This window comes from Sideroxydans lithotrophicus ES-1, assembly GCF_000025705.1.
Classification (GTDB): Bacteria; Pseudomonadota; Gammaproteobacteria; order Burkholderiales; family Gallionellaceae; genus Sideroxyarcus; species Sideroxyarcus lithotrophicus.
In genome coordinates this window covers 275,701-287,747 of record NC_013959.1, presented here as the reverse complement: position 1 = coordinate 287,747, position 12,047 = coordinate 275,701, and the positions used below count along the sequence as shown (strand labels likewise).

Genomic DNA, 12,047 nt, shown 5'->3' with positions numbered 1-12,047 from the left:
AGACTAACCTTCCAATTGAGACTCATCGGGTGGCGTGATCGGCAACCACACAGTGAACTTCGTCCCCACATTGGGCGTTGATTCGACACCGATCTTGCCGCCATGCTGCTGGACGATCTTGTATGAGATCGACAATCCCAGCCCCGTGCCCTTGCCGATCTCCTTGGTCGTGAAGAACGGGTCGAATATCCTCGACATCACATCCGGAGGGATGCCCGACCCATCATCCGCCACGTCGACCGCGACGCCTTCGCCATCCTTGCGCGATGTCAGGGTGAGCGTTCCGCTTTCGCCCGGCATGGCCTGTACCGCATTGGTCACGAGATTCAGGAACACCTGGTTGATCTGCGAAGGCGCGCAAGTGATCTCCGGGATCTCGCCGAAATTCTTGACCACGTTCACCGATTTGAGCTGATGTTTGGCCAGCAGCAAAGTGCTATTCAGGCTGTCGTTCAAATTGGTGTGGGCGACCTTGCTGCGATCCAGCCGGCTGAAATTCTTCAGGTTGCCGACGATCTCGGATACCTGTCCGGTGCCGAACAGTCCATCCTTGACCAGCTTGCTCAGCTCCTCGATCACATGCTGCTGTTTGAGCGCACCGATATGAGTCGTGACTTGTTGAAACTCGCGAGACAGTCCTTCCGGGTCGTTTCCCGCCCTGAGAAAATCCAGCAGTCTGTCGCAATGCTCCAGTGTTTCGCTAATAGCCGGCAACTGCTCGGACACCTGCCCCAGGCTGTTCTTCACATATGCCAGCGGTGTGTTGATCTCGTGCGCGACACCCGCCACCATCTGGCCCAGCGATGACATCTTTTCAGACTGGATCAGTTGCGTTTCGGATTCCTTGAGATGTTTCAGCGCATCCGACAATTCGCGAGTACGCTCCTCGACTCGATGTTCCAGGGTCTGGTTTGCTGTTTTCACTTTGGCCCCGAAATAGATCAGCAAGATCAACATGGCCGATGCGTAGTAGACCAGATATATCCGGTAGCGCTCTTTCTGCTGGAGCAGGTCTTCCAGTTCGCTATTGAACGACAGCGTCAGATTGATCAACCGCGGCCCCGTGCTCAATCTTTCCAGCCGCGCAAAATCATCCAGTTCGGCAGGAACCTGTTCCAGCAGGGCCTGCGCCGCCTTCTCGACCCGGGCCCGGTCACTCTCTTCTGCAACCAGCGAACCCAGTTGGGCGATTATTGCCTGCAGACCGACCCGCTGAGTCTCCCCGCCGTGCAGGAAATATTGCGGCGCCGCCGTATCCAGCTGGTTCAACACCAGCAAGACTGGAGACGAAGATTTATTTTCCCTGAATCGAACGCTTAACTCTGTCGCCGCATTGATCAGCTCTTGCAATGCCGCCTTGTTGGTTTGATTTTCGGACAGGAATTTCTGCACCAATTCCGATTTGAGTTGTATCTCGCTCCTGAGTATGGGAAGGCCCGTCCTGAGAGCCTGACTGGAAGTCAGCGAAGCAAAATGCGTGATGTCACGTAGCGCCTTCTCGCCGGAATCGGCACTGCTCGTCGGCATTTCCCGGTTGAAAAGATCGATGCGCGCGCGTTGTACTTCCGTATCCCAGCGGCTATCGATCTCCTTTACTTCGTTCAGCAGGTTCAGCACTTCGTTCTGCTCGCGCAGATCGACTGCCTGAGTTTTGTTGTAGAGGAACCATAAGGCACCCAGCATCATCGCAACAACAAGTCCCATCAAGATGTCCTGCTCTATCTCGGACCTGTTCATACTTGCCCCTGCTTGATTCTTTGATGTTGTTTTCATAGCAAGCTATCTCGATTCGCTGGCCGTTGTACTGCTCGAAGCGGAGCACACAAGAATGCGCTCCTCCGGCTTTTTGTCAGAAGAGATCTCAGCGCCCGCTTGTCGGACGCATTTGGGAATTTTCATCTTGATATTCCGCATCCAATCTACCGTTGCCAATCATGCTAGTCGGCTTTTTTGCACCGCTTGGTGACATTGTGCGGACGTGCCCCCAACAACTGCCTATATCTTATACCCAATATAGGGGAATTCACATACACCAAAAGACCTATATATCAGCCTATATACCGTAATTCTGCCTAAATTCACCAAACCCTGATGTGCACATGGTTAAAAATGGCGCTTGCAAGCAGGCCGGGCATCCATTGATGGCATGCTGCAAAACGAGTCTTGCGACAAGACATGCACCGGTTTCTGATAAGCGGTTTGATGACAGAGTTATCGCTTGCAAGCCATGCAGGCAGGGCTGTCGCCCACATCCAAAGCGAAAGGGGCTGATATGCACGGGAAAGTTTCGGGTAAAATGTCCGTCTTGCATTCAATTCCCTAAGGACTAACCATGTACCAGATCGCACCCAGCATCCTCTCCGCCAATTTTGCCAAGCTCGGCGAGGAGGTCGACAACGTGCTCGCTTCGGGCGCAGACATCGTGCACTTCGATGTGATGGACAACCATTACGTCCCCAACCTGACCATCGGACCGCTGGTCTGCGAAGCATTGCGCAAGCATGGTGTGACCGCGCCAATCGACGTGCACCTGATGGTCAAGCCCGTGGACCGCATCATCCCCGACTTCGCCAAGGCCGGTGCGACCTACATCACCTTCCACCCGGAAGCCTCCGAACACATCGACCGCACCATCGGCCTGATCAAGGAAAGCGGCTGCAAGGCTGGCCTGGTATTCAACCCAGCCACCCCGCTGGACGTGCTGGAATACACCCTGCCCAAGCTGGACATGGTGTTGCTGATGTCCGTCAACCCCGGCTTCGGCGGCCAGAAGTTCATCCCTTACGTGCTGGACAAGGCGCGCGCCGTGCGCAAGATGATCGATGCGGGCAAGTACAACTGCCGGCTGGAGATCGACGGCGGTGTGGGCCCGGCCAACATCAAGGAAGTGGCGGAGGCGGGAGTGGACACCTTTGTGGCCGGCTCGGCAGTGTTCAGCAAATACAACGCCAACGACAAGAACCGTTATGACACCATCATCGGCGAATTGCGCGCGGAGCTGGCAAAGGCCAAGAAGTAATGGGGTTCAAGGATTTCCCGCTGGCCATCTCGGCCATCGTCATCGATCTTGACGGGACCTTGCTGCATACCGCGCCGGAGCTGGCCGAGGCAGCGAATCGCATGTTGCGCGACATGGGCCGCCCGCCTGTATCGCAAGACCTGCTGATGAGCTACATCGGCAACGGCATCTCGTGGCTGGTGAAACGCGCGCTGACCGGCGACATGCATGCCGAACCGGATGCAGCCTTGTACGACAGGGCGCTGCCGATCTTCGAGAAGCAATACACCGAACTGCTGCTGCAGAGCAAACCGTTCGCAGGCGTGGTGCAAGGACTGGACGCGATGAAGGCGGCCGGATTCAGGCTGGGTTGTATCACCAACAAGGTGGCGCGCTATACCGAACCGCTGCTGCAGGGCATCGGTCTCGCGCATTACTTCGACATCGTGCTGTCCGGCGACACCCTGCCGGAAAAGAAACCGCATCCCCTGCCCTTGCTGCACAGCGCCGAATTCTTCGGTGTGCCGATCGACAGGCTGCTGCTGATCGGCGACTCGCTGAACGACGCCGTCGCCGCCCGGGCTGCCGGATGCCCGGTGTTCTGCGTGCCTTATGGTTATAATCACGGCGAACCGGTGGACGGGTTGGATCTGGATGCAGTCATCGCCGATCTCCCCGCCGCATTGAAACTGATCAAGCGCATCTGACACATGACATATAACGACCTCTCTTCGAAGACGACTAGTTGGCGATGGTGATTCCGCATCGCCCGATGCTGCGTCTTCCTGTCGTCACCGAAAATCATTAGAGAGGTTCTTATGCTGTCCCCTATTACCGAACAAGAATTCCACGATCTTGCCAAACAAGGCTACAACCGCATCCCGCTGGCCGCAGAGACTTTCGCCGATCTCGATACGCCGCTGTCGTTGTATCTCAAGCTCGCCAACAAGCCTTTTTCCTACCTGCTGGAATCGGTGCAGGGCGGCGAGCGTTTCGGGCGCTACTCCTTCATCGGCCTGCCTGCCGCAACGCGCATCTCGGTCCGCGGCAACCAGGTCACGCTGACCACTGCCACCGGTGAGACCACGCAAGAGGTCGCCAATCCGCTGGATTACATCGAGCAATACCAGGCGCGCTTCAAAGTCGCTCCGTTGTCGGGCCTGCCGCGCTTCACCGGCGGGCTGGCCGGCTACTTCGGCTACGACACGGTACGCTACATCGAACCGCGTCTGAGCCAGGCGGCAAAGAAGGATGTCATCGGCACGCCGGACATCCTGCTCATGCTCACCGAGCAACTGGCGGTGATCGACAACCTTTCCGGCAAACTCACTTTCATCGTGTATGCCGACCCGGCACATGCCGATGCCTATCGCAACGCCCAGCAGCGTTTGGACGAATTGCAACGCTCCCTGCGCCAGCCGGTAGAGATTCCCGATGCACCACAGATGCGCCGCTACGAGGCCAGATCGGAATTCGGCGAGGCCGCCTTCAAGGCTGCGGTGGAGCGCTCCAAACGATACATCTTCGACGGCGACATCATGCAGGTGGTGCTGTCGCAGCGTATGTCGCAGCCCTTCCCCGCATCGCCGCTGTCGCTGTATCGCGCGCTGCGCAGCATCAACCCGTCGCCCTACATGTTCTATTACGACATGGGTGACCACCATGTGGTCGGCTCCTCGCCGGAGATCCTGGCGCGACTGGAAGGCGACACCGTCACCGTGCGCCCCATCGCCGGGACGCGTCCGCGCGGCAAGACGCCACAGAAGGACGCCGAGCTCGCGGACGAGTTGCTGGCCGACCCGAAGGAACTGGCCGAGCACCTGATGCTGATCGACCTCGGCCGCAACGACATCGGTCGCGTGGCAGAATACGGCACGGTGAAACTCACCGACAAGATGGTGATCGAGCGCTACTCGCACGTGATGCACATCGTCTCCAACGTCGAAGCCAAGCTGAAAGAAGGATTGAGCGCAATGGACGTGCTCAAGGCGACTTTTCCTGCCGGTACGGTCAGCGGTGCCGCCAAGGTGCGTGCGATGGAGATCATCGACGAACTTGAGCCTTCCAAGCGCGGCATCTACGCCGGCGCGGTCGGCTACCTCGCATTCAACGGCGACATGGATGTCGCCATCGCGCTGCGCACCGCCGTGGTGAAGGACAAGACGCTCTATGTGCAAGCGGGTGCCGGCATCGTCGCCGATTCGGTCCCCGACAGCGAATGGCTGGAGACGCAGAACAAGGCGCGGGCCGTGCTGCGCGCGGCCGAAATGGTGCTGGATGGCCTTGACGCCCCGGCGCACCGCTAGGAGAACAGCATGCTATTGATGATCGACAACTACGATTCCTTCACCTATAACCTGGTGCAGTACTTCGCCGAGCTTGGGGCGGATGTCGTCGTGCATCGCAACGACGAGATCACCTTGGAGCAGATCGAGAAGCTGAATCCGCAGCACCTCGTGGTCTCGCCCGGCCCCTGCACCCCGAACGAAGCCGGCATCTCGGTCGCGGCGATCAAACATTTCTCCGGCAAGATACCGCTGCTCGGCGTGTGCCTCGGCCACCAGAGCATCGGCCAGGCCTTCGGCGGCAGGATCATCCACGCCAAGACGCTGATGCACGGCAAGACCTCGTTCATCCACCATCACAACAACAGCGTGTTCACCGGCTTGCCCGACCCGTTCACCGCAACGCGCTACCACTCGCTGGTGATCGAGCGCGAGACGCTGCCGGACTGCCTGGAGATCACTGCGTGGACCGACGACGGCGAGATCATGGGCGTGCGCCACAAGACACTCGCCGTGCATGGTGTGCAGTTCCACCCCGAATCCATCCTCACCGAACACGGCCACGACATGTTGAAGAATTTTCTGGAAGGGAAACCATAACCATGATCACTCCACAACAGGCACTGGTGCGTTTGATCGAGCAGCGCGAGATCTTTTACGACGAGATGCTGTCGCTGATGCGCCAGATCATGAGCGGCGAGGTCAGCCCCACCATGATCGCGGCAATACTGGTGGGATTGCGCGTGAAGAAAGAGACCATCGGCGAGATCTCGGCCGCCGCATTCGTGATGCGCGAGTTCGCCAGCAAGGTGCCGGTGACCAAACGCGACCATCTGGTGGACACTTGCGGCACCGGCGGGGATGCGGCGCACACGTTCAACATCTCGACGGCCAGCGCGCTCGTTGCATCTGCAGCCGGTGCGCGGGTGGCCAAGCACGGCGGACGTTCGGTGTCTTCCACCTGCGGCTCGGCGGACGTGCTGGAAGCGCTGGGCGTCAACCTCAGCCTGACACCGGAACAGGTGGGCCACAGCATCGACCAGATCGGCATCGGCTTCATGTTCGCGCCCAACTTTCACGGCGCGATGAAATATGCCGCACCGGTGCGCAAGGAACTGGGCGTACGCACGATGTTCAACGTGCTGGGGCCGCTCACCAATCCGGCAGGTGCCGAGAACCAGGTGATGGGCGTGTTCCATCCTGATCTCGTCGGCATCCAGGCGCGCGTGCTGCAGCGTCTGGGCAGCCGTCATGTGCTGGTGGTGAACGGGGCGGATGGCCTGGATGAGATCACCATCAGCGGCCCGACCAATGTCGCCGAACTGAAGGGTGGCCAGGTGAACGAATACACCGTCACTCCGGAACAGTTCGGCCTGCAAAGCGCCCCGCTGGACACCATCCGCGTTGCCAACGCGGCAGAGGCAAAAGACATGCTGCTCGGCGTACTGGACAACAAACCAGGCCCGGCGCGAGACATCGTGCTGCTCAACGCCGGCGCAGCAATCTATGTGGCAGGCCTGGCCGATACGCTGGCCAACGGTGTGAGCAAAGCCTCCGCAACCATCTCTTCCGGCGCAGCAAAAGACAAGCTGGCCCAGCTGATCAAGATCAGCAACGCCTAACCGTTTTACTCCGCAATCGTGGTCTCGGTCCAGCATCAATTCCCCCCTCTTGAAGGACAGGACAGCGCCGACATCCAGCGCTGGCTGGCTGCGTTGTCCGATGTCTACGCCCCCGCCGAGATCGACCTGATACGCTGCGCATGCGAGTTCGCCGCACCGCTCTACCACGGCCATAGCGAGATCACCGGCACGCCGCTGCTGCAGCATGCGCTAGGCTCCGCCTCCATCCTGATCGGCTTGCATATGGATCACGAGACCATCGCGGCTACCGCCTTGCATGCCATACCGGATTTCCTCGACGACTGGAAGTCTGTGCTGGAAGAACGTTTCGGGCACAACATCCCGCTGATGGTCGACGGTATCTCGCGCATGGAACATGTGCGCCAGTTCAGCGAGATACGCACTGCAGCTGCGGACGACAAGGAAGCCGCCGCACAGCAACTGGAAGGATTGCGTCAGATGTTGCTGGCCATGGTGGAAGACATCCGCGTGGTGCTGATCAAGCTGGCCGAGCGCACGCAGACGCTGCGCACGCTTCCGGGCGCACCGCCCGAACAGCAAAAGCTGATCGCACAGGAGACGCAAAGCATCTTCGCCCCGCTGGCCAATCGCCTCGGCGTATGGCAGATCAAGTGGGAACTGGAAGACCTGTCCACGCGCTATCTGGAACCCGGCCTTTACAAGAAGATCGCCAAGCTGCTGGACGAGCGCCGCATCGACCGCGAGCGCTATATCGCCGACATCATCAGCCATCTGCAGCGGGAACTGGCCCAGGCCGGCATCAAGGCGGAAGTGACCGGAAGACCCAAACACATCTACAGCATCATCAACAAGATGAAGCGCAAGAACCTGGACTTCGACCAACTCTACGATGTACGCGCCGTGCGCATACTCGTGGACACCATCGAACAGTGCTATGCCGCGCTATCCATCGTGCATGAGCTATGGACGCCGATCCAGAAGGAGTTCGACGACTACATCGCGCGCCCCAAGCCCAACGGCTACAAGTCGCTGCATACCGCCGTGCTGGGCCCGCGCGATCTGCCGGTGGAAGTTCAGATACGCACGCAGCAGATGCACCACGATTCCGAGCTCGGCGTAGCGGCACACTGGCGCTACAAGGAAAACCGGAAATCCGAGAGCGGGCTGGATGAAAAGATCGCCTGGTTGCGCCAGGTGCTGGCGTGGAAAGCGGAGCTGGCGGATAGCGGCGAGTTGCAGGAGCAGTTTCGCAATGAACTGCTCAACGACCGCGTCTATGTGCTGACACCGCAAGGCAAGGTGATCGACTTGCCGCGCGGAGCAACGCCGGTGGATTTCGCCTACGTGCTGCACACCGACCTCGGCCACCGCACGCGCGGCGCCAAGGTGGACGGCAGCATCGTTCCGCTCAACTACAAACTGCAGACCGGCCAGCGCGTGGAGATACTCACCACCAAGATGGGTGCGCCCAGCCGTGACTGGCTGTCGCCGCAGCTCGGCTTCCTGAAGAGTTCGCGCGCGCGTGCCAAGGTGCGCCACTGGTTCTCCACCCAGAACCTCGACGCGAGTATCGCCGAAGGCCGCACCATCCTCGACCGCGAACTGCATCGTCTCGGCATCACCGACATCAACCAGGAGAAGCTCGCCCAGCGCCTGCGTTTCAACAAACTGGACGAACTGCTCGCCGCCATCGGCCGCGACGAGTTCAAACAGAATCGCATCGCCAACGCCGTGCAGCAGGAAGTCCCGACCAAGGTCGTCATCCCCGCCAAGGTGGCCGCACAAAGAACCGCCGCCCCGCGCACCTCATCCAGCGGCGTACTCATCGAAGGCGTAGGCGGTCTCACCGTGCGCATGGCGAAATGCTGCAAACCCGAACCGCCCGACCGCATCGTCGGTTACACCACACGCCTCGGCATCACCCTGCACCGGGAAGATTGCAGCTTCGTGCAGCGCGTGCCGCAGGACAAACGAGACCGATTACTGGAGGCGGCGTGGGCGGGGAAGAAGGCTTGATCGCTCGCTGGCTGTAAGGCAAAACCGTCGGGGGTGGTTTTGATTGAACATACAGCACGCCGCTTCGCGGCGACCCTTCGACAGGCTCAGGGCGAACGGTAAAGGTACTTCAACAAATCCATCACCGTCGAATACTGCAACCTCACCCCCAACTCCCGCTTCATCCTCCCATTCCCCAGCCTGCGCGATTCATTCACGAACGATAGCAATGATTCCGGCAACACCCGCTGCGCTTCGGCGCGGCTGATGCGCGGCGGTCGCGGCAGTTGGTATGCATCCGCCACGACATCGAAGTAGTCGCCCATCTTCATCTCGCCATCGTCGCTGGCGTGATACACGCGGTTCGGTTTGCCGCGCTGCAACGCTGCGACGATGATGCGCGCGAGGTCGTCGGCGTGGATGTGGTTGGTGTAGCCGTCTTCAGCTGCAACGAGGGCGGGGGTGCCGGAACGGATGCGCTCCAGCGGCAGGCGCTCAGCGGCGTAAATGCCGGGCACGCGCAAGATTGTGGCTTGCACGCCGTTGCGTCTGGCCCAGCGGCGGATCTGCTTCTCGGCATCGACGCGGCGTTGCGCTCTGGCGGTTTGCGGATGGGCATGTCTGGTCTCGTCCACATATGCGCCGCCGCAGTCTCCATATACGCCGCTGGTGCTGATGTAGATGAAACGCCTGGGCAAGCCGCCCTTCGACAGCGCGGCAAGCAGGTGGCGGGTGCGGACATCCGTAACCCCCGTATTGGGAGGCGGCGCCAGATGCAGCACGATATCCGCCAAGCCGGCCAGGCGCGACAGACTCGCCCGTTCATCCAGGTCGCCGTGGACAGGCGTGACCCCCGGCACACCGGAATCCTTACCGCTCCTTGTCAACGCATAGATGCGGTAATGCTGCCTGAGCAGCGGTATCGTGCGGCGCGCGATATCGCCGCAACCAATGATGAGCAGTCGTTCCATAAGGTGATTATGCGTTAAAATCGCGGCCTTTGATTCAGCGGACAGTCCCATGAGCTTCAAGACCACCATACAGCCGAGCAACCACACGTTCCCGGTCGGCAAGGATGAAACCATCCTCGAGGCCGCCCTGGAGCATGGTTACAACCTGCCTTACAGTTGCCGCAACGGCGCGTGCGGGGTATGCAAGGGCAAGATTCTGCAAGGCTCGGTGGATTACGGCAAGGCGCAGGCGTTCGTACTCAGCGAAGAGGAAAAGGCAGCCGGCCTGGCATTGTTCTGCTGTGCAAAACCGCTTACCGATCTGGTGGTCGAAAGCCATGAGGTGACCACCGAGCAGGAAATCACCGTGAAGACGCTGCCTTGCCGCGTCGAAAAGATGGTCAAGCTGGCCGACGACGTGATGGCCCTGTATCTCAAGCTGCCCACCAACGAGCGCCTGCAATTCCTTTCGGGTCAATACATCGACATCCTGCAGAAGGAAGGCAAGCCGCGCAGCTTTTCTCTTGCCAATGCGCCGCACGACGACGAGTTGCTCGAATTGCATGTGCGCAATATCGCCGGCGGGGAATTCACCAATCATGTGTTCACCAAGATGAAGGAGCGCGACATCCTGCGCATCAAGGGCCCGCTTGGCAATTTCTTCCTGCACGAGGATTCTCCCAGGCCCATCATCTTCGTCGCCAGCGGCACCGGCTTCGCGCCGGTGAAGGCCATCATCGAACACGCGCTGCATATCGGCCTTAAGCGCGAGATGCATTTTTACTGGGGGGTGCGCAAGCAAGCCGACTTCTACATGCTGGACAAGGTGAAAGAGTGGGAAGCGCTCGGCATCAAGTTCACGCCCGTCGTTTCGGATGAACAGTGGAATGGCCGCATGGGTTTCGTGCACCAGGCGGTACTGGACGATTTCAAGGATCTGTCCGGCTATGCGGTATACGCCTGCGGCGCACCGGTGGTGGTGGAAGCCGCACACCGCGAGTTCACCACCCAGCGCGGCTTGCCGAATGATGCGTTCTACTCCGACGCCTTCACCTTCGTGCCCAAGACCTAGGGATTTTCCCTAATACTTCTTCGACAGGCGCATCTCGCCGTTGTCCTGCTCGACGCGAAACTGCTTGAGCACGTTCATGCCGAGCAGCGGCTGGCTCAGGTTGGGCATGACTACCGCCTGGACGTATCTCAGCGTGAAATTCCCGAACTTGAGCTTCTCGATGGTCGTCGTACAGACCTGGGCCACGCCGTTCCCGGTTTTCATCAGCCCCTTGCCCTGGCACGTCAGCCCTGCGTTGGCTGCAGTGGCAAGCGGCAACGCGACAAACGTCGCGCCGGTATCGACAACGAAGTTCAGATAGTTATCATTCACCGATCCGTCGATGAAATAATGCCCGCCGCGCCCCTGGCCGATGACCAGCGGCTTGCCTTCCGCCGCCGGAGAATCCGGATCGCTTTCAACCGACGCCGAGGACGATGCCCAGGAGGAGACTGCCTGCACCTCCTTCTCGCACGGCTTTTCCTGGTAGAGCATCTCTCCAGCCGCGTTCTTGCATTTGAAGATCGTACCGGCCGCCGCACACACGCTCGCCGCAGACAGGATCGCGGCCGTCAACAGCAACATCGTGTTTTTCATACCCCTCCTTTATCGTCCCGCCGATGGCGTACCGGCTCGACATTCCCATGCGGACAGTTTTCGAGGATCAGCGGTAATCCCATTGGATGAGATTGGGCTGTATCGTCTTGATGCGGGATTCGCCCCGGATCAGATGCCCCATCTCCTGCGGACCGGGGTCGTTGGCAAGAACCAGCAGGAAGGTCTCGTTGTCTTCCAGTTCGTGGATGTATTTTATGCCGAAGCGTCCGTAATATTCGGCAATGACGCCCTCATTCGTATCGGGAGCCAGTTTCACGAGATATTCATTTGGCACCCGCGGCTGTTGTTCGGATTGAGACAGTTCTTGTTGTTCCGTTGCCGACCCGGCCGCCCGAACTACACTGCACGCCGAAACCATTGCCATGGCGGCAACGATCGAACCCATAAGAACCAAGTGCGCTCCAGACCTCATCCCCACTCCTTGAAACAGCGTCGATGCACGATTCTGGATACGATCCGACATGCGACATCCTGCTTGAACTATCGGATGAACTCTAACAGCAGTATTCGGGATGGGCTATAGGCCAAAAGATATAGAACTTCATG

The 12,047-nt window shown here is 59.4% G+C and carries 11 protein-coding genes; 7 read left to right on the top strand and 4 right to left on the bottom strand.

Annotated features, from left to right (window positions below):
* Positions 1-3 precede the first annotated feature (3 nt).
* Positions 4-1,737, bottom strand: a complete 1,734-nt coding sequence (locus SLIT_RS15000) for a DAHL domain-containing sensor histidine kinase (RefSeq protein ID WP_013028422.1) — start codon at positions 1,735-1,737, stop codon at positions 4-6.
* A gap of 595 nt (positions 1,738-2,332) precedes the next feature.
* Here SLIT_RS15000 and rpe point away from each other — a divergent pair.
* From rpe to SLIT_RS01350, 6 genes are all read left to right on the top strand, one after another.
* On the top strand, positions 2,333-3,019 hold the full coding sequence (rpe, locus tag SLIT_RS01375) for a ribulose-phosphate 3-epimerase (RefSeq protein ID WP_013028421.1): 687 nt from the start codon (positions 2,333-2,335) through the stop codon (positions 3,017-3,019).
* The gene (locus SLIT_RS01370; protein ID WP_013028420.1) at positions 3,019-3,705 is read left to right on the top strand and encodes a phosphoglycolate phosphatase; all 687 of its coding nucleotides are present in this window, start codon (positions 3,019-3,021) and stop codon (positions 3,703-3,705) included. Before rpe ends, SLIT_RS01370 begins: the two co-directional genes overlap by 1 nt.
* 111 nt (positions 3,706-3,816) lie before the next feature.
* Complete coding sequence (gene trpE, locus SLIT_RS01365; RefSeq protein ID WP_013028419.1) at positions 3,817-5,304, top strand: anthranilate synthase component I; 1,488 nt, start codon at positions 3,817-3,819, stop codon at positions 5,302-5,304.
* 9 nt (positions 5,305-5,313) lie between these two features.
* Positions 5,314-5,883, top strand: coding sequence for an anthranilate synthase component II (locus SLIT_RS01360; protein ID WP_013028418.1), 570 nt, complete (start codon positions 5,314-5,316; stop codon positions 5,881-5,883).
* A gap of 2 nt (positions 5,884-5,885) precedes the next feature.
* Positions 5,886-6,905: an anthranilate phosphoribosyltransferase gene (gene trpD / locus SLIT_RS01355; protein WP_013028417.1), complete on the top strand. Its 1,020-nt coding sequence runs from the start codon at positions 5,886-5,888 to the stop codon at positions 6,903-6,905.
* A gap of 18 nt (positions 6,906-6,923) precedes the next feature.
* A complete protein-coding gene (locus tag SLIT_RS01350; RefSeq protein ID WP_013028416.1) occupies positions 6,924-8,903 on the top strand; it encodes a RelA/SpoT family protein in 1,980 nt (659 codons plus the stop codon).
* An 86-nt stretch (positions 8,904-8,989) separates the two neighbouring features.
* Here SLIT_RS01350 and SLIT_RS01345 read toward each other — a convergent pair whose 3' ends face one another.
* Positions 8,990-9,853, bottom strand: a complete 864-nt coding sequence (locus SLIT_RS01345) for an SDR family oxidoreductase (protein WP_013028415.1) — start codon at positions 9,851-9,853, stop codon at positions 8,990-8,992.
* A gap of 49 nt (positions 9,854-9,902) precedes the next feature.
* Between SLIT_RS01345 and SLIT_RS01340 the strand changes: the two genes are divergently transcribed.
* A complete protein-coding gene (locus tag SLIT_RS01340; RefSeq protein ID WP_013028414.1) occupies positions 9,903-10,904 on the top strand; it encodes a CDP-6-deoxy-delta-3,4-glucoseen reductase in 1,002 nt (333 codons plus the stop codon).
* 9 nt (positions 10,905-10,913) lie between these two features.
* Here the strand turns inward: SLIT_RS01340 and SLIT_RS01335 are convergent, their stop codons facing one another.
* Both SLIT_RS01335 and SLIT_RS01330 read right to left on the bottom strand, forming a co-directional pair.
* Positions 10,914-11,480 (bottom strand): TIGR02281 family clan AA aspartic protease, encoded by a 567-nt coding sequence (locus SLIT_RS01335; RefSeq protein ID WP_013028413.1) that lies wholly within the window; start codon positions 11,478-11,480, stop codon positions 10,914-10,916.
* A gap of 67 nt (positions 11,481-11,547) precedes the next feature.
* Positions 11,548-11,964 carry a hypothetical protein gene (locus SLIT_RS01330; protein WP_150102914.1) on the bottom strand — a complete coding sequence of 139 codons (417 nt, stop codon included), beginning with the start codon at positions 11,962-11,964 and terminating at the stop codon, positions 11,548-11,550.
* Positions 11,965-12,047: the final 83 nt, after the last annotated feature.

What these genes read in the sequence shown, in the direction of transcription:
- SLIT_RS01330 (WP_150102914.1), bottom strand. Translation starts at nt 11,964, where the DNA reads ATGTCGGATCGTATCCAGAATCGTGCATCGACGCTGTTTCAAGGAGTG.
- SLIT_RS01360 (WP_013028418.1), top strand. Translation starts at nt 5,314, where the DNA reads ATGCTATTGATGATCGACAACTACGATTCCTTCACCTATAACCTGGTG.
- SLIT_RS01335 (WP_013028413.1), bottom strand. Translation starts at nt 11,480, where the DNA reads ATGAAAAACACGATGTTGCTGTTGACGGCCGCGATCCTGTCTGCGGCG.
- SLIT_RS01370 (WP_013028420.1), top strand. Translation starts at nt 3,019, where the DNA reads ATGGGGTTCAAGGATTTCCCGCTGGCCATCTCGGCCATCGTCATCGAT.
- SLIT_RS15000 (WP_013028422.1), bottom strand. Translation starts at nt 1,737, where the DNA reads ATGAACAGGTCCGAGATAGAGCAGGACATCTTGATGGGACTTGTTGTT.
- trpE (WP_013028419.1), top strand. Translation starts at nt 3,817, where the DNA reads ATGCTGTCCCCTATTACCGAACAAGAATTCCACGATCTTGCCAAACAA.
- SLIT_RS01345 (WP_013028415.1), bottom strand. Translation starts at nt 9,853, where the DNA reads ATGGAACGACTGCTCATCATTGGTTGCGGCGATATCGCGCGCCGCACG.
- rpe (WP_013028421.1), top strand. Translation starts at nt 2,333, where the DNA reads ATGTACCAGATCGCACCCAGCATCCTCTCCGCCAATTTTGCCAAGCTC.
- SLIT_RS01340 (WP_013028414.1), top strand. Translation starts at nt 9,903, where the DNA reads ATGAGCTTCAAGACCACCATACAGCCGAGCAACCACACGTTCCCGGTC.
- trpD (WP_013028417.1), top strand. Translation starts at nt 5,886, where the DNA reads ATGATCACTCCACAACAGGCACTGGTGCGTTTGATCGAGCAGCGCGAG.